This window comes from Vibrio gelatinilyticus (genome assembly GCF_022836845.1).
Taxonomy (GTDB): domain Bacteria; phylum Pseudomonadota; class Gammaproteobacteria; order Enterobacterales; family Vibrionaceae; genus Vibrio; species Vibrio gelatinilyticus.
This window is the reverse complement of record NZ_JAJNNZ010000005.1, coordinates 38849-56005: the sequence shown is the minus strand read 5'-3', so window position 1 is coordinate 56005 and position 17157 is coordinate 38849. Positions and strand designations below refer to the sequence as shown.

14 protein-coding genes are annotated in these 17157 nt (G+C 42.2%); 7 read left to right on the top strand and 7 right to left on the bottom strand.

Annotated elements, in window-relative coordinates:
• Window positions 1-29 precede the first annotated feature (29 nt).
• Window positions 30-674, top strand: a complete 645-nt coding sequence (locus tag LNL84_RS08085; protein WP_244356719.1) for an START domain-containing protein — start codon at window positions 30-32, stop codon at window positions 672-674.
• 5 nt (window positions 675-679) lie between these two features.
• On the opposite strand, the gene LNL84_RS08080 is transcribed toward LNL84_RS08085, so the two are convergent.
• Entirely contained in the window at window positions 680-1360 is a 681-nt protein-coding gene (locus tag LNL84_RS08080) for a cation efflux transmembrane domain-containing protein (RefSeq protein WP_244356718.1), read from the bottom strand.
• A 393-nt stretch (window positions 1361-1753) separates the two neighbouring features.
• Window positions 1754-2632, bottom strand: a complete 879-nt coding sequence (locus LNL84_RS08075; RefSeq protein WP_244356717.1) for a LysR family transcriptional regulator — start codon at window positions 2630-2632, stop codon at window positions 1754-1756.
• A gap of 207 nt (window positions 2633-2839) precedes the next feature.
• Between LNL84_RS08075 and LNL84_RS08070 the strand changes: the two genes are divergently transcribed.
• The 3 genes from LNL84_RS08070 (at window position 2840) to LNL84_RS08060 (ending at window position 4941) form a co-directional block, all read left to right on the top strand.
• Entirely contained in the window at window positions 2840-3421 is a 582-nt protein-coding gene (locus LNL84_RS08070) for a class I SAM-dependent DNA methyltransferase (protein WP_244356716.1), read from the top strand.
• Between the two features lie 129 nt (window positions 3422-3550).
• The gene (locus LNL84_RS19775) at window positions 3551-4273 is read left to right on the top strand and encodes a lipid-binding SYLF domain-containing protein (RefSeq protein ID WP_244356714.1); all 723 of its coding nucleotides are present in this window, start codon (window positions 3551-3553) and stop codon (window positions 4271-4273) included.
• 83 nt (window positions 4274-4356) lie between these two features.
• Complete coding sequence (locus tag LNL84_RS08060; protein WP_244356712.1) at window positions 4357-4941, top strand: hypothetical protein; 585 nt, start codon at window positions 4357-4359, stop codon at window positions 4939-4941.
• A gap of 30 nt (window positions 4942-4971) precedes the next feature.
• Here LNL84_RS08060 and LNL84_RS08055 read toward each other — a convergent pair whose 3' ends face one another.
• From LNL84_RS08055 to LNL84_RS08035, 5 genes are all read right to left on the bottom strand, one after another.
• A complete protein-coding gene (locus LNL84_RS08055) occupies window positions 4972-5502 on the bottom strand; it encodes a GNAT family N-acetyltransferase (protein WP_244356710.1) in 531 nt (176 codons plus the stop codon).
• A 13-nt stretch (window positions 5503-5515) separates the two neighbouring features.
• Complete coding sequence (locus LNL84_RS08050) at window positions 5516-6424, bottom strand: hypothetical protein (RefSeq protein ID WP_244356708.1); 909 nt, start codon at window positions 6422-6424, stop codon at window positions 5516-5518.
• Between the two features lie 186 nt (window positions 6425-6610).
• A complete protein-coding gene (locus LNL84_RS08045; RefSeq protein ID WP_244356706.1) occupies window positions 6611-8227 on the bottom strand; it encodes a methyl-accepting chemotaxis protein in 1617 nt (538 codons plus the stop codon).
• Between the two features lie 259 nt (window positions 8228-8486).
• The gene (locus LNL84_RS08040) at window positions 8487-8720 is read right to left on the bottom strand and encodes a response regulator (RefSeq protein ID WP_244356934.1); all 234 of its coding nucleotides are present in this window, start codon (window positions 8718-8720) and stop codon (window positions 8487-8489) included.
• Window positions 8721-8746: 26 nt separating this feature from the next.
• Complete coding sequence (locus tag LNL84_RS08035; RefSeq protein WP_341829453.1) at window positions 8747-9082, bottom strand: ATP-binding protein; 336 nt, start codon at window positions 9080-9082, stop codon at window positions 8747-8749.
• 545 nt (window positions 9083-9627) lie between these two features.
• Here LNL84_RS08035 and LNL84_RS08030 point away from each other — a divergent pair.
• The 3 genes from LNL84_RS08030 to LNL84_RS08020 all read left to right on the top strand — a co-directional run bounded on the left by LNL84_RS08030 (window position 9628) and on the right by LNL84_RS08020 (window position 17155).
• Complete coding sequence (locus tag LNL84_RS08030; RefSeq protein WP_244356704.1) at window positions 9628-10518, top strand: LysR family transcriptional regulator; 891 nt, start codon at window positions 9628-9630, stop codon at window positions 10516-10518.
• Window positions 10519-10749: 231 nt separating this feature from the next.
• On the top strand, window positions 10750-15906 hold the full coding sequence (locus LNL84_RS08025; RefSeq protein WP_244356702.1) for a response regulator: 5157 nt from the start codon (window positions 10750-10752) through the stop codon (window positions 15904-15906).
• A gap of 163 nt (window positions 15907-16069) precedes the next feature.
• A complete protein-coding gene (locus tag LNL84_RS08020) occupies window positions 16070-17155 on the top strand; it encodes a response regulator (protein ID WP_244356932.1) in 1086 nt (361 codons plus the stop codon).
• Window positions 17156-17157: the final 2 nt, after the last annotated feature.

Genomic DNA, 17157 nt, shown 5'->3' with positions numbered 1-17157 from the left:
TGTGTATGCGCGAAAGGAGAATAAGATAAATGATTCGGCTTATTTTGATGAGTTTCTGCTTACTTTCCGTTAGTTTGGTGTCTTTTGCTGGTCACAATATTGATCCGAAAGACTGGTTGGTTGTTGACAGTATCGAAGGGATAACTCTTTATCAGCGAGAACACCAAGATGGCTTGGTAGAAATAAGAGTGGACGCCCGGATTAGGACCAGTTTCAGTGCTTTTATGTTGATGTTAGAAGATACCAAACGTGTACCGCGCTGGCTTCATAACGTTAACAGCACGCAGGTGTTGGCACAATTATCACCCACGGAAAACATCGTTTATACCACCTTCTTTGCACCATGGCCCGCTACCAATCGAGATATGGTCACCTATTCGAGTTATCGTAGTAATGACGCCCAATTAATATTGGACATCCAAGATGCGTCGACTTATTTGCCCACTCAACCGGGTTACATACGAATTACAAACGTTCGCTCTAAGTGGGTACTCACCAAGCTTAGTGGCAATGAGACGTTGATTGTGTATACCGCTTTTGCAAACCCAAACGGTGCGCTACCGACATGGTTGGTAAATGATCTTGCACGAGATGGGGCGATAAAAACATTTCAGGGCCTAAAAAAAGAGATTGGTCATTACCAATCTCTTAAACATCCTATTATTAATCACTAGGCCAACTAGAGGGAGTTATTAGCGACTTTACGGATGGGCATCGACGGAAAATCGCTGAGCGCTTCCTTTAACATCACCAGCGGCACTTTGATAAAGTACCCAGACATAATGATCATCATAACCGGATCGGCGTAGCGACTGTACTGTGCCCAAGGCGTGATCTCCAGCCCCCAAGCCGTGATGAATCCTACTGTCACCGCAACACTTAACATGGTATCCATTTGCCATTGTTTACACTCTGCCTTTGCTAGCGGAGAGCCTAACGTTTTGGTATGCGTTTGCATATACCACCAGGCGAAACCACATCCCACAACATTGACGATACCAAAGACGGTCGCAATGGATGTACTAACGGGCCTACCGCCTTCGAGCAGTGACATGATCGCCGAGTATAATGAAAACCCGACAATAATGAGAATAACGCTAGCTTTAATTGCAATCACAATAGGTTCGACGATTTCTCTACCGTACTGGGAAAGATAACTTTCGGGTTTGTGTAAATGCTTCGCTGCAACCAGTGACAACAAAGTTAACAGCAAGCTAACCAAAGAATAGACGCCGTCGAAAGCAATCACAATCGAGCCCATTAATAGGCCTACCAGAAGGCCGCCAACTGCAAACGCAGTAGCAATAAGGGCTGATATTGTGAGAACTCGCGTTTCTCTTTGGCTTGTTTGTAGAGACATGATGCTTACCTGTTTTCATTTCCTATGATCATTGTTCAATTTGGCTGCTTGGTTTTCAAACAATAAAATAGGACGTTACAGGGGAAAAACATTACTCGTGAAGTTATTTGTTACTTATCAATGGATTACGTCTTATTCCTGCTGTCAGTAAATTTGGCAGCGGCTGATTGAACTTACGTTTATTTTGAGGTTCTCATTCTTGTTAGGCATGAATGAAACGATGATTCTTGCAATCAACTACAGCCAGTGTCTATCGACTAGGACAGCCAAGGAGGGAGGTTTCCTAATATCGTTAAAGTGTTTAACTAATTGTGAGGATGATGCAATCTGCCGCGATCTTAGACTGACAAGGTTTCATAATGAACCCATTATCGAGAGTTGAAATATCGACGCCTAAAACTCGAACAAATAGTCGCTGATTTGATCGGCAATCCAAGCCATGGCTGGATGTTCAGCCATGCCGGCAGAGGTAAACATACAATAGTCTTCTTGAGTAAGGCCGTATGTGTGTTTAATGACAGATAGCTCCTGGCTTCTTAGGAGTTGGCGAATTAATGGCTCAGGTAACACGCCCCAAGCGCCTTCGGTTAATATGGTTCTGAGCATGTAGTCAAAACTTGAGAAGCCAATGTATTTTAATGAAAAAGGCTGTAATTCGGGGTTATTCTTTTCGTTTAGGTAAGCGAGCGATACTTGCATTGCATTGCGCAGTACGTCGTCAGACACTCTTTGCAGCTTACTGAGTTTATGATCAGCGCGACACACCGACATCATGCGCATTTTACCCAGTGGCTGATACCGTACTCGCGGATCTTCAACTCGTTCGTAGTCGACACCAAAAGCGAAGTCGACTTGCCCTTTTTCAACTAGATTAGAGAGATCACCACTTGAGGCGAGCACGACATTGAACGAGATAGCGGCAAAACGATTGTTAAGCTCGAAAGTGAAGTTCTGCCACAGATCGTCAGGCAGTGCGTCGTCATGAGCGATCCACACTTCAGTTTTATAGTCACCAGTCACTTGGGTGCAGGTTCGCCTTATACGTTCAATTGTTACTAGAACATTCTCACAATCCTTGTAGATTGCCTTTCCAGCCTCAGACAGTTCGAGGTTATTTCCGGTTCTGACAAACAGATCTGTGACAAGATCTTTTTCAAGGGCCTTAATGGCCATGCTGAGCTTGGTTCGGTTGCAACCAAGCACACGGGCAGCTTCCGACACTGAACCGCTATCAGCAACGGCGCAAAAAGCTTCTACCTGAGAGAAATTCATATGTGATTATTCGCTTTTGTTTCACTAGCCATTTCAAGAATGACGACCATGGTACAGTAAAGTCAAAAACCTGGGTAGATTTGCAAGATAACACTAGGAATCTAAGAAGGTTCTGGTTAATCTTATGGCTGTCATTAAGGATTAAACATTACCCTTTACCGTGATAGACACAAGCAGGTGAGTGGTTTTTTGTGAATGGAGTTAACTATGTCAAACGAGTGGGATGATTACGCGGCTAAGTGGGAGCAAGATGACACCACAGCAGTATTCGCGCAATCAGTATTTGAACAGCTCAGCGAAATTACATCACTAAAACGAAAATCCGTACTCGACTTTGGGTGTGGGACAGGGTTATTGGCTCAGCTAATGTCACCGGTCACCAAAGAAATTGTGGCATTAGACGGCTCTGAGGCCATGATTGAAGAGCTAGACAAAAAGGCGCTACCGAATGTTGAGCCTGTTGTCGATCTTTTAACTCGAGGCTTGGTCGCCCAGCACCCAGCGTTTCGCAGTCAATTTGATTTGGTCGTGGCCTCGTCTGTATGCGGGTTTCTTACAAATCAACAAGAAACGGTCAATATTATCTATACTTTACTCGATGAATACGGGCTTTTTGTACATTGGGATTGGTTGGTGGATTCTGATTCATCAGATTATGGCATGACACGAGAAAAAGCAGAGCAGATTCTGCTTAATGCTGGTTTCCAACAGGTTGATGTTTCTGTTCCTTTTGAGATTGAGACAAAACATGGTATGCAACCTGTTTTGATGGGAGTTGGCCGAAAGTAATCCTAGTAGTCTTTGACGTCTCTATTGCCCTTCCAGTGAGTATTCTTCAGAGAAATAGGCTAAACGCACCTAGCCTATTTTCTCATGTTCGTTTTTCCTGCAACATACCGTTATTATAAGGAAACCCACGTGTTTTTATTTAAGCGCTCTATGACCGCTACACTATTGCTGGTTTTGAGCTGGGGAGTGATCGCTGGCGACCTAAAAATCGAGTGCGCTTCAGACGACTTAAAATCGTGTGACCAAGCCGCTCAGATCCTCAAAGATTCAGCGATGAAAATCGAGCAGTTTGATTCGACCCCACATTGGAATTCGGTTAAACGTCTCACTGGCGTTGCCAAAGCCATCGTCATTTTCCCTGAAGGCGGCCAGGCGGGATTTCTGTTCGGTTTCCAATGGGGCAATGGCATATTGATGATGAGAGATAAGCACCAATGGAGCCAACCAGTATTCATCCGTTTTAATAGCGTCATGTTTGGCTTATTAGCGGGTGCTCAATTCTCGGGTGGTATTGGTGTGATCTTATCTGATGATGCGTTGGAACAACTGGTTGCCGCTTCCATTTTAGTGGGCGGAACCGCAGACACGACGATTGGAAAAGGGATCAGTGGTAAAGTGGTTGGCGGACCGTCGGGCATTTCGACTATGATGGTTTCGGAAAATCGAGGGCTGTATTTTGGTGGCAGTATCGATGCGTTCCAACTTCGTCTCGACCAGAAGATGAATCAGGCCGTATACGGTGATGTCTTTGATCCGCAACAAACTCTCATGCAATTCGATGAAAATCACGGTGTGGCTGCGAACTTAAGAAGAAGGCTTGAAGGCATTGGCTTTCGCGCGATATATCATTAGACATCGGCTAACTTGACCTTGTGTGCTGAGTAAATTGAAGCTTAACGAGGCGAAACTGATTGTCCCAAGGAATGGGTGACATTATGCAAAAATCTTTATGGATATTTTTACTAGCGATATTGGCAGGCTGTACAACACAAACCACAGCACCCTCATACTCATATGGCGTGGTGACAACGGGGGATTTTTCATTTCTGGCCCGAAACCATAATTACACATACGCTTGGCAGCCAGGTGAAGCTGTTGCTAAGGTCCCGGACACTATTGATGCGGATGTCTATCGCGCTGCGATTCGCCAAGCCATAGACGAAGTGATGCGTGTCAAAGGCTATTCATTGACTCATTGGGAGACTGGCCCTGCAATGCTAATTGATTTTGGCATCGCAACAGAATCGGGTATGACTGACCAAGAGATATTTGATAAAACACAGATCTCAACGGGTATTCAGGTCTCAGCTGAACCCGGGGAGCGAGGGGAAAAGGGAACTCTCTACGTCGCAGTTTTTGATCCAATTTATGAGCTTCCCCGTTGGCGAGTGCTAGCACAAGGGCCAACGGAGAGTGATAACTTGTCAAGGCCAGAGGATAAAAAGGAGTTACAGCAGATCATATCTTCGATGTTAAGACCAATCCCAACCAATAACTCGAGCACGATAGTTCTACCTTGATTGAATATCGCACCATACTATTTCACATATTTAAAAAGGTATACTCGGCAGTATGATAGCGGTTTCAGGCCAACGTTGGTTTTGAAGAGGGGCGACCATAACTGATATTGGTGTATATTGCTGTGAGCCCTGATGATAATCGGGGCAGAGCGACACATTGGCAACGCGCACATAGCCGCTAGAGCGGTATATTTCGTCACTCCCAAACAGCATTGAGAATTCAAACCGTTGTTGCTTCATCCATTTATGAGCACTTTCAACTAATTGATTAACATAACCGAGCCCGCGATAGTCAGGGTGAACACAGACTTCAGCGACACCACCAATTGGATAAGCGGTGTCACCTTCTATTACGATTTTTTCATGTATAGCGAGATGCGCCACTAAAATGCCTTGCTCAATGTCTTCAATAAACCATCGATGTTTCGGCATCTCATTGTAGTAGCGCTGAGTCTTAAAGCGAGCTTCTTCAGGTTTAGTAAAGCATTGACTTAGTAAGGCTTTTAACTGGCTATCGAGGGTCTCGTCAACGTCTGAATCTTTGATGTATTTAACGCTCATAAATTTCCTTTGACTAATTACGAATGCACTTTTCAGTGACCACATTGTGCAGGCCCTTATCTGGCCCTTTTGCGATCTCAATTTGACTGCGAATCGAGTAGCAAGTTGAGTTATCTTTGTTACTCATAGATTGAATCGTAACCGTTCCTTTATTACTGGAACGTGAGTTGGTCCACTCTTCAACATTGCCTTTTTTTGGGCGTTTCATAAGTGCCGTAATGGCATTTTTGTGCAGTTGCTGGTCTTCTTTTGTGAAGCTCTTAGATTCACTAAGGCCAAGGGTTTCTGCTGTAGCATCACCAATGCGATCGATCAATTGTATTGGTGAAGTAAAAATACCACTAATAACGCCAGTCACTGCTCCTTTGCTGGCTTCACGTCCAGCTTGCTCTGCTTTTAAAACAAGTTCTTCTGCCTGAGAAATGATGATAGGTACGTCTTTTCTCAAATTTTCACTTTCCTTGAGAATACTCGGCACCTGAGCAGATATTTGCGCGATGTTCTGGTTACTCTCTCTCACTGTTTTGTTAGTCGAGTCAATGCGTTTGAGTAGTGTCGGTACGGTTTTTCGCCACTCTTCAGATTGGTGAACAAGTGGCGGGAGAGCATTGCGAACCTGTTCTATTTCGGCAAGCAATGTTGGGATCTGAGTATTTATATCATCGACTCGGCTTAGTACTTGCGGAACCAAATCCTGATAGCCCTTACTTTGTTCCAGGATGGGTGGAATGAGCTGTTGAATTTTATTAATTTCGTCAATGACGGGCGCGACTCTTTGTGCCGTTTGGTCAACTTGAGCAAGCAGCTGAGGCAACTCAGTACGCAGTTGTTTGAGTTCTAATGTAAATAAAGTCAGCGCAATCGCCAGTGCAATTAACCCAAGACCACTGAGTAACTTGATCGCTTTTATTAAGGATGTCATGCCGTTATCTCCGCCAACACAATGATCACTTCAAATAACAATAGTATCGATTCTGACGGTGTATTTGTAGAGGTAATTCTGTCAATAAAGAGGCAATGACTGAATTGGTGATTGAGTTCGAAGTTTGTCGTAAAAAAAATAAGTAGGACAATCGATTAGCCCGGATTATCGCCGGGCTAAGTTCGATCACACTTTAAAGTAGGCTAGCATTTGGTTTAGCTCATCAGACGCTGTTGCCATGACTTGAGACTGTTTCGCCAAGTATTGACTTGCCTGACGAATTTCACCCGCGGACGAATGTATGGTGGTAACGTTCTCGTTAACTTCGTTGGATACAACACCTTGTTGGTCTGCGGCTGCCGCTATTTCGGCTATCATGTCGTTGGCTCTCAATAGGTTCTCAACGATTGAGTCCAATTGTTGCTTAGCCTCACTTGCCACCTCGGAGCTGACGATGATTTTTTGCTGGTTGTTACTCATCATCGAGAGCACGTTATTGGTTTTCTCTGTGAGTTTATCGATGGTGATTTGTACCTGAGCGGTTGACTCCTGAGTGCGGCTTGCGAGGTTTCTGACTTCATCGGCAACCACGGCAAAGCCTCGGCCTTGTTCGCCAGCACGCGCGGCTTCAATAGCAGCATTGAGCGCCAACAAATTGGTTTGCTCCGATACTTCGTGAATCACAGTCACTACGTTACTGATATCACTGACGCCTTGCTTGAGCTCTTCAAGTGAATGATGGGTTTGGGTAATATCGTCAGAAATTGATGAGATGTCCGATGCTGTTGTGTCCATGCTGACACTGCCTGCTTGTGCCAACTCGCTGACTTGCGAGGCTGCTTGAGCGGTACGTTCAGAACTAGAGGCGATATCTCTGATGGTGCTCGACATCTCGCTCATCGCCGTGGAAAGTTGTTCTAGCTGACCATTTTGAGATTCAATGCTGGAGGAGGTTTCTTCACTAGATACAGCAATACTATTGGATAGTTGGCTAGATTGCTGAGAAGAGGTTTTCGCTGTGGAAAGTGTTTGGCGCATTACGGTGAGCATACGATCAACTTCATTGCTCAAAACACCAATCTCATCTTGTCGAGATTGCTGCATATCGATAGTGAGGTCGCCATCTGCGACATGATGTATTTTTGAGACCAGAGTTTCTAGTGGTTTTACGATATTACGCGCGATAACAATGCATACAGTGATGAGAATGAGTGCAGCGATGGAGTCCAAGACAATTTCTTCGATCAGTTGTTCTTTAAACGCTTTGTCAATATCGGAAACCTGAACGCCAGAACCAATGATCCAGTTCCACTTAGGGATGTATACCACATAGGAGATTTTTTCAGACTCTATATTGTCATTACCTACCCAGTAATAGGTAACGAAGCCACTGCCATCTTTGACAGCAACGTCGGACATTTCACGCCAAAACAGGTTGCCACGAGCATCGGTGAGGTGGTCTGCGTTGGTTCCATTTAGAGAAGGCACCATTGGATGCATAATTACATCATTTGTTGAGCTCGCTATCCAGAAGTAATTGCCATTGTCATAACGCAACTCAGCGATAGAGGCTTTAGCGTGTTCTATTGCGGCTTCTCGGCCCAATTTTTTCTCTTGGCTTATATAATGCCGCGCCAATGTTTCGGCGAGTTCGACGGCAGAGCGAACTCGCTCTTGCCTTTGTTGATAGCTCGATTCCTTTTGAATGAACAATGTCATTATACCCAGACTAAATAGTAGTAATGTTGCCACGGCTACTATTAGTTGAATTTTGGTTTTAATCGACAAGTTACTTAATGTCACGATGTATTCCTATGCCATTCTGATTTTAATTAATAAAGCGCAATGTATTCACTGTATGTATAATTAATAGTTATATTCATTAGATTTACAGGAAAAGAAAGTAATATATTTATCTCCGTTTGTATATAGTAATATGATGGGAAATTAGATGTACAAAGAGAGAACCTGTTTATTATATGAACAATAATGAAAAGAGATGATAATATGTCACCCAGACGGGGTATTTTCCGTTTATATCGATATCTAAATATAGGTAAAGTTAATATCTAGCTTGCTCTTCTATTTGATCGTGCCTTAAATCTTTCAGCAAATCTTGAAATTGCTTCTGTAATGGTTTGTTCAAAACTTGATCTGCTCCAGCGTCGATAAATGCCTTTTTAGACTCAGCGAACACATCAGCGGTCCAGCCGAATAAAACGGTCTTGAGTTTTAAGATTCTGCGTATCATCTGGCTAGCTTCTATGCAATCCATAATTGGCATGTGATTGTCCATTAAAATAAGGTCAAAGTTATCATTATCTAACAAGTCGATAGCTTGAGAACCACCATGTTAAATTTGTACCTTATGCCCTTATTTTCCTCACTTTTAACCGTAAGTTCGCCTCCCATTTTTACAACAAACTGTTTTACGATAGCCAGGCCAAGACCTGTTCCGCAAAATTTGCGGGTTGTCGATGCATCTGCCTGAACAAATGGGTCAAAGATTTTATCTAACTTTTCAGGAGCTATTCCTATCCCACTGTCAGAAAGAGTAAAAGTAACAGTATTAGTCTGATACGAATAAGGATAAATAGACACTGAAATTTCCCCTTTATGGGTAAACTTAATAGCATTATTTATCAGGTTATAGAGTATTTGCCGTACTCATTTCTGATCACCGATAAAATAACTATTTCTATGGAATGGGTTGTTTATAGTTAAAGATATTCCTTTTTCTCTGCAAATAGGGGCGTAGGTGGAATCTAGAGGTGTGATCATTTGATCGATAGAAAAGGAGCAGACTCAAACTCAATTAATCCTTCATTATTAGTGAGCACTATTGCATCACGAGTATGACGCTCAAAATCGGCATGTAACCAGGCCTTTTACTGTGTTTCCTCGAGTCTTTGAGTTTACGTTTTTATCTGGTTTTGCGATTTATTGAGCCGGGATTAAGAGACAACCCGAAATAAGATGGAACTTATGAAGGTCCTTAAAGACGTCATCATCGTCCGCCTCGGGATGTTTCAGCCAGCAAATGTTCATGTTGTTTATGCCTATGTGATTATGAATTCGATGCCGTGTGTTTGCCACCACTCTTACTTATGAGAAGTCTTTTCAATCTCATTTACGATGTGTTGTTGTTGCTATTTTGCCTATTAAATCCAACAATCTAATTATCTTTTTGGGCTGGAACCGCTATGAATCAAGATATTAACCTTGCTGATGTTCGTGCGTTTGTGTTTGTTGCTAACTTAGGCAGTTTTACTAAAGCAGCACAAGCGTTAAACGTATCTCGCTCCCACGTATCTCGACAAATTCAGTCGCTTGAAAAATCGATGAAAGTTAGCCTAATCGTGCGTTCAACACGAACAATGAAACTCACCGAAACGGGACGGCGGTTCTTGTCCGCCTGCGATGGAGCACTTTATTCGATTGATTTGGCTGTGACCAAAGCCGTCAATGAGGTTGAAGCCGTGCAAGGAAATATCAAGGTGAATTGCGTGGGTGGCGTTATCGGTGAGGAGCTTATCGCAGGGAAACTGGTACAATTCCTACAGCAACATCCAGACGTAACGATTGAATTGGATTTCTCGAGTCACCGTGTTGATTTACTAGAAGATGATTTTGACCTAGCGATCAGAATGGGATCTTTGCCCGATGCCAGTTATGTGGCGCGACATTTACGTGATGTCGATATGGCAACATTAGCCAGTAATGATTATCTAATGAATAACCCCAAGATCAATCACCCAAGAGATTTGCTGAATCATCGCTGCTTAACTGGTTCGGTTTCAAAGTGGAAATTTAAACGCTCAAAGAGTGATGAAGAATATGAGGTGAGTATTTTGGGCGGACTAAAATGTAAGAATGGTCGTGTCCTTGTTGAGGGAGCAAAAAAAGGCATAGGGATAATTAGAGTGCCTACGATGTATTGTGTTAAAGAACTGGAATCAGGAACGCTTTGCTCAGTGATGTCTAATTGGCATGTGCCTTCAGTGCCCTTGTCCGTGATATATCACAAAGACCGATACCAACCAAGAAGGTTACGAGAGTGCATTGAGTTTTTAGTTAATTCAATGCGAGTATAGATTTGTAATATCGGTCAACAGCCTGTTTTAAAGTATGATTTTGTGCATTCTTGGCATACAAATAGGAAGCGAAAGTATGTTGCAAAAACCGTGAATAAATCATTGTTTTATCGTAGTTTGTGTTAACTATTCTGGCTTAAACGTAATTGTTTTCCTAGACTGAAACAGGCAGTTTAAGCTAGGTAGTGATATTGTTTTATTTTTAGTGTGATGTAGCTAGGGACGTGTTTTATGCTGTTTTTCGCTAGGTGGGTAATAAAAAAAACGAAATCTAATGGTTTTTTTTCGTATTTATTCGGCTTAATAACAATCGCCTCATTGGCATTTCAGACCATAGAAGCATCTGATAATTCGATCATAAATAATAGCTATGGAAGAGAACACTCCACCTCTCAGTTGAAAAGTATCATCACCGAGCTTAAGTATGTAGAAGCAGTGTTAACGTCTTCAGTATCTAATTACGTTTTGTCACAGGATACGAAATGGTTGCAACGATATAACGAATCTGAATCCAAGCGAACAGAGCTAGTTAAGGTATTACTAACAAGTGAGGTTGAAAGCGAACGTGAGTTAGCATCGAAGCTAGAATATTTATACCATCAAAACTTTAAGTTGGAGATGAATACCTTCCAATTAGTCAGCGAGGGGAATATTAATACTGCTCGAGATTTAATAACTGGTAATAAATATCAAGCTTATAAGAGTGAATACAATAGTGTGCTGTTGGAATTTACTAGCCAGGTTGAAAATAGAGTTGACAGCTTTGAACAGCAGGGACAATTAGGACTCACCGCCCAAGAGCAAAAGTGGATTCAAGATAATACAGTTACTTTTGGTATTGAAAACTGGCCACCTATATTGTTTCAAAAGCAAGACAATCAAATTGGCGGCATTACTGGCGAAATTGTGAGTCAAATTGTTGATAGGACGGGACTCAAAGTCGAGCTTGTTGGTGGCAAGTGGGATGACTTGCTAGTTAAGTTCAAAGATGGAGCGCTTGACGTAATGCCAAATGCACATATGACCCAAGAAAGGAAAGCGTATGGAAGCTTTACTACTCCATACTTTTTAGTAAGAGAGATGTTTTTTGTAAGGGAAGATGACTTTAGATTTGCGGTGGCTGCCGATTTAGCAAACGCAACAGTCGCTGTGACAAAGGGTTACAGCACAATCAATAGACTTAAAAATCTTTACCCTGAGATACGCATACTCGAAGTAACAGGAATAGAACAGTCTATAGAAGCGGTGCTTAGTGGAAAGGCGGATGCGCTAGTAGATGCAGGCAGCGTGGTTCGTCATCGGTTATCACTTAAAGAGATCGACAGTCTGCGGGCCATCGAAGATGTTGTATCATCTACCACTATTCATTTCTGGTCGACTTCGAGTAAGCCAATATTGCATTCGATTCTACAGAAGGGGTTGGATTCTTTAAAACTCAGAGATTTGGTTCTAACAAAAAATGAGTGGCATCAAGAACAGGACAATAAAGTAGAGGAGTCGTTTGATACAGCGATTTCAAGTACTTTTAAATATGTGGTTACTTTTTCTGGGTTAGTATTCCTTATCCTTATCGTTATTGTGTCACGAGTTTTTGGGATTAGCGATGGTGAACTAGCCATCAAGCTTGGAAATAGGAGATTTAGGCGTTCAATAATATTGACTCAGTTTATGCTCTCCTTCGCTATACTATCGGGAGTTACGATGGTGATTAGGTATGCGGAGCAACAGAGTATGGCATCTATCAGCTATAGCTTGGATATGTTGTTAAATTCGACACATAAACGCTTGATTGGATGGGTGAATCTCGAGCTCCACACCTTAGCCAAATTGGGAAAGGACCCTGAGCTCGTGAGTTTAGTTGAAGAACTGCTTATCGTTGAACGGACACAAGCTGACCTCCTAACCTCTCCTGTACAACAACAACTGAGAAATTTTATAGAAGACAACAAAGGGGTATCTGATTCTTTTGGCTTTTTTGTCATTTCACCCGACAGGATAAGTTTAGCATCCAAACGCGATTCCAATGTTGGTACGTTAAACTATATTCAACAGCAGCGACCAGATTTATTAGAGCAAGTCTTGAATGGTCGAAGTGTCTTTGTTCCACCAATCCGATCAGATATAGTTTTATCAGCCAACGATATGAAGCCAACAATGTTTTTTGCGGCTCCTGTGTTTAATCAAAATCAAGATGTTATAGCAATACTGACAAAGCGTCTTGATTTTGAAGGAGAATTTTCAACGATATTGTCGTCTGGTTTTATTGGTAAAACGGGTGAAACGTATGCTGTAGACCGTTCGGGTTTGTTATTGTCAAATGTTCGCTTTGAGAGTCAGTTGCAATCGATTGGATTGTTAGATTCGGGTCAGCACTCCTCTTTAAATGTACGAGTAGCGAACCCTGGGGAAAGTTTAGTTGCCAAGCCACGCAATGCCCAATCTAGTTGGCCTTTAACTGTCATGGCGCAAAGTATAAGCAATGGACAATCAAGTAGTAACATTGCTGGGTACAACGACTATCGAGGTATCCCTGTTGTCGGGACGTGGATTTGGGATGATCTTCTTAATATAGGTATTACAGCAGAAGTCGACGTTGCAGAGGCATTTGATCTGCTTAATACCTTTAAATTCACAATATGGTCGTTACTTGTTATTTCTCTCACGTTAATGTTAGGTTCGAGTATTTTCACGCTAAAGATTGGTTCACGTGCGACGCGAGCCTTATCGAGAACACAAGAAGAATTAGAAACACTGGTGTTACAGCGTACAGCGGAACTTCAGGTTAACACAGAAAGAACGCGTACGATTATTGAAAATGCTTCGGATGGTATCGTCGTTGTTAATGAGCAAGGGTTGATTTTGGAATTTAGCCCATCAGCACAACGCATATTTGGATATAAGGCAGATGAAGTTATTGACAAGAAAAATGCGTTCCCTCGACTCATTCATCAACCGTTTTCAGAATTTCACACAAGTTATATTCAGAAAAAAGCACAAAACCGTTCGTTAATTGAATTAAAAGGGTACAAACGAAGTGGCGAAACAATAGACCTTGAGGTCGCCATTAATAAAATGGTCGTTTCTGGAGAAACGCTGTTCACAGGCGTTTTTCGTGATACGACAGAAAGAAAAGAAGCTGAACGAGAGCTCCGGATTGCAAAGCAGAAAGCAGAGGAAGCAACGAAAGCCAAAAGTGATTTTTTGGCTAACATGAGCCATGAAATACGAACACCGATGAATGGGATAATTGGCATGAGTTACTTAGCCTTACAAACCGACCTGAACCGGAGACAATCTGACTATATCTCTAAAATTCAAAGTTCAGCGGAGTCTTTGCTCCGTATTATTAATGACATATTGGATTTCTCGAAAATAGAAGCGGGAAAAATGGATTTAGAAAATACTGAATTCCTATTAGATGATACCTTGGGCAGCTTGCTACATATCATTGCTCACAAAAGCCGGGAAAAAGGGGTCGAGTTACTTTTAGATGTTGATCAGAACCTACCAAGTAGATTAGTGGGTGATCCTTTGAGACTCAGTCAAGTCTTGCTGAACCTAACAAATAATGCGTTGAAGTTTACCGATACAGGAGAAATCGTAGTAAGGGTCAGCTTGGTAGAATCCAAAAGTAATCAGGTCAAAATTGAATTCTCGGTAAAAGATACGGGTATTGGTATGAGTAAAGAACAAGTTGCAAAGCTATTTCGTTCATTTAGTCAAGCTGACCCATCAACAACTCGAAAATATGGTGGAACGGGTTTGGGCCTGACCATTAGTAAAACACTAAGTAAGATGATGGGAGGTGATATTTGGGTGGAAAGCGAACCAGATGTTGGAAGTACTTTTTATTTTACAGCTTGGTTTGGCATTGCAAAGGAAATAATTGAGGATGAAAAAAATTCGGGATTAAACCTGGCAGGGTTACGGGTACTTATTGTTGATGATAGTGAGTCAGCGCGACAAATCCTGTTCAATTTGTGTCGGAGTTTTGATTTTGAAGCAGACATCGCACCTTCTGGTCCTGAAGCATTGGAAAAAATGGCTCTTGCCGAAAGCTTTAATAAGCCGTACGAAGTCGTTTTAGCCGATTGGAAAATGCCGAATATGGATGGCATTCAATTAGCTGTAGAAATAGAAAAAAATGATAAGGTAGTGTCAAATCCTAAGTACATTATAGTTTCTGCTTATGAAAAGGGCGAGGTGTTAGCGGAGACCAAAGATGTCAGGATAGATCAATTTTTAACTAAACCCGTAAGTGCATCAACACTACTCGATGCGATATTCGCCGCTATGAACAAGATGGGACCGGCTACTCTATCCGAAAATAAAGGGCAATTAGACATTTCTGAACTTTCCATTCTTAAAGGTACCCGAATCCTTGTTGTAGAAGACAATAAAATCAACCAGGAAATAGCAGTTGAACTCCTTACCTTTGCAGGCTTTGATGTGTCTACTGCAAGTAATGGGCAAGAAGCGGTTGAAAAAATAAATAGTATGGATTTTGAACTAGTATTGATGGATATTCAAATGCCAGTGAAAGATGGTTATGAAGCGACTCAAGAAATTCGGTCGACTGGTTTACATGACGATTTGCCAATCATTGCAATGAGCGCTAACGCAATGGCTGCCGATAAAGAACGGTGCCTGTCAGTTGGAATGAATGACCATTTGGCAAAGCCTATCAATCCAGAGCTTGTCTTTAAGACGATTGCTCACTGGATTAATCCAAAAGAGAACGTGACTACGGTGGAAATGGCACCGTTACCAGATAACCAGCCATTTCATGTGGAAGGCTTCGAAACTGAAGCCGCGGTTTTGCGCATGGCTGGTAACCTCAAGGCCTACAAAAAAACACTCTCACATGTTATTGATTCGGAATATGATGTTGTGGAGCGTATTCAAAGAGCAATGAACGAAAACGATATTAAGAGTGCCATTATAGCAGCACATAGCTTAAAGGGGATTGCAGGCAATATAGGCGCTACGTACTTAGTAAAGCCCTTGGCGTTGCTAGAAAGTACACTTATCAAACAACAACAAAGTGGGGCGTGCGACCTTATCAGTCTGCGAACGGTGCTCGAGGATCTTTCGCTCTTAGTCGATAGAATGGTAGTAGCGATTGAAAAGGCGCTGGCACATAATGCCCCTGTTACGGAGAGTAATGCTATTGATAGAAACTTGTTTTTAAAACTGTCCGCGAAAATTCTTGAGCAATTAGATAACTTCGATAGTTCCGCCGTTGACACATTTGATGCCTTGATTATTGCGATTGGTGCAAATGAAGAGGAGTGTTTAGCGAAGGAGATACTAGGTAAACTATCGAATTTTGACTTTGAAGGAGCACAGCCTCTAGTACAAAAATTTATTGATCAATACGCGCAGTGAAAAAGCTTTTTCTAAACAAAATATACGAATGGAAGGTTGTCATACTAGAATAAAGCGAAGCCATTTTTAAACGTCAGTTAAACCGATTGCTTTAGGAGTACCTCAGAGATATGGGATGTACTTGGTTAGACTACAGGTAATTTGGAAAGCTAGAGGGGGGATGATGGGCAAAGAGGAAAAAGCAATAGTTTTAGCAGTGGATGACACTGTTACCAATATCGAAGTGGTAAAAGGTGTCCTATCGGGTGAGTATTTGGTTCAAGCTGCTCTTAACGGCGAAACCGCTTTGAAAATTATTGAAAAAAAGAAACCGGATCTGATTTTGTTGGATATTATGATGCCAGGCCTCGATGGCTATGATGTTTGTCGTATCCTCAAAACCTCCGAGCATACTAAAGATATACCTATTATCTTTTTAACTGCAAAATCTCAAGAAGAAGATGAAACTAAGGGGCTGTCACTAGGGGCGGTAGACTATATTATTAAGCCAATCAGTCCTCCTATCCTTAAAGCAAGAGTTAAGACCCATCTACTGCTGAAAAGCTTTCGTGACCAACTTGCTAGACAAAATGAAATACTTGAAGAGAAAATTCAAGACCGAACTAAGCAACTCAATAATCTTCAGGATGTGACGATAGTGGCCATGGGAGCTCTAGCTGAATCAAGGGATCCCGAAACCGGCAACCATATCCGTAGAACACAAGCCTATGTGAAGACCCTTGCGAAAGCGCTGGCCAAAACACCGAAGTATCAAGCTGTTCTTCAACCCGATATCATTACTGCTATGTATAAGTCTGCACCGTTGCATGATATTGGCAAAGTAGGTATTAGTGATGACATATTATTTAAACCGGGGCGCCTGACGGAAGAAGAGTTTGAAGAGATGAAAAAGCACACGGTTTATGGCCGCGATGCAATAGCTGCAGCAGAAAGAGCGTTGGGGGTTGCGGATAACTTTCTGATTTTTGCAAAAGAGATTGCTTATTCTCATCAAGAAAAATGGGATGGTTCTGGTTATCCATTAGGACTATCAGGGGAAGACATCCCTTTGTCAGCGCGTATTATGGCGCTTTCTGATGTATATGATGCGCTGATTTCGAAACGTGTTTATAAGCCCGCATTTAGCCATGAGAAGGCTAAGAATATCATATGTGAAGGTCGCGGCTCTCATTTCGAACCACTCTTAGTTGATACATTTCTCACTATCGCCGAGGATTTTAAAAACATAGCTAACCAGCATAAAGATTAACT

Bases quoted from the DNA above. Each gene is read 5' to 3' on its own strand.
- LNL84_RS08050 (WP_244356708.1), bottom strand. From the start codon at position 6,424: ATGACATCCTTAATAAAAGCGATCAAGTTACTCAGTGGTCTTGGGTTA.
- LNL84_RS08055 (WP_244356710.1), bottom strand. From the start codon at position 5,502: ATGAGCGTTAAATACATCAAAGATTCAGACGTTGACGAGACCCTCGAT.
- LNL84_RS08085 (WP_244356719.1), top strand. From the start codon at position 30: ATGATTCGGCTTATTTTGATGAGTTTCTGCTTACTTTCCGTTAGTTTG.
- LNL84_RS08020 (WP_244356932.1), top strand. From the start codon at position 16,070: ATGGGCAAAGAGGAAAAAGCAATAGTTTTAGCAGTGGATGACACTGTT.
- LNL84_RS08075 (WP_244356717.1), bottom strand. From the start codon at position 2,632: ATGAATTTCTCTCAGGTAGAAGCTTTTTGCGCCGTTGCTGATAGCGGT.
- LNL84_RS08030 (WP_244356704.1), top strand. From the start codon at position 9,628: ATGAATCAAGATATTAACCTTGCTGATGTTCGTGCGTTTGTGTTTGTT.
- LNL84_RS08025 (WP_244356702.1), top strand. From the start codon at position 10,750: ATGCTGTTTTTCGCTAGGTGGGTAATAAAAAAAACGAAATCTAATGGT.
- LNL84_RS08040 (WP_244356934.1), bottom strand. From the start codon at position 8,720: ATGGACAATCACATGCCAATTATGGATTGCATAGAAGCTAGCCAGATG.
- LNL84_RS08070 (WP_244356716.1), top strand. From the start codon at position 2,840: ATGTCAAACGAGTGGGATGATTACGCGGCTAAGTGGGAGCAAGATGAC.
- LNL84_RS08080 (WP_244356718.1), bottom strand. From the start codon at position 1,360: ATGTCTCTACAAACAAGCCAAAGAGAAACGCGAGTTCTCACAATATCA.
- LNL84_RS08060 (WP_244356712.1), top strand. From the start codon at position 4,357: ATGCAAAAATCTTTATGGATATTTTTACTAGCGATATTGGCAGGCTGT.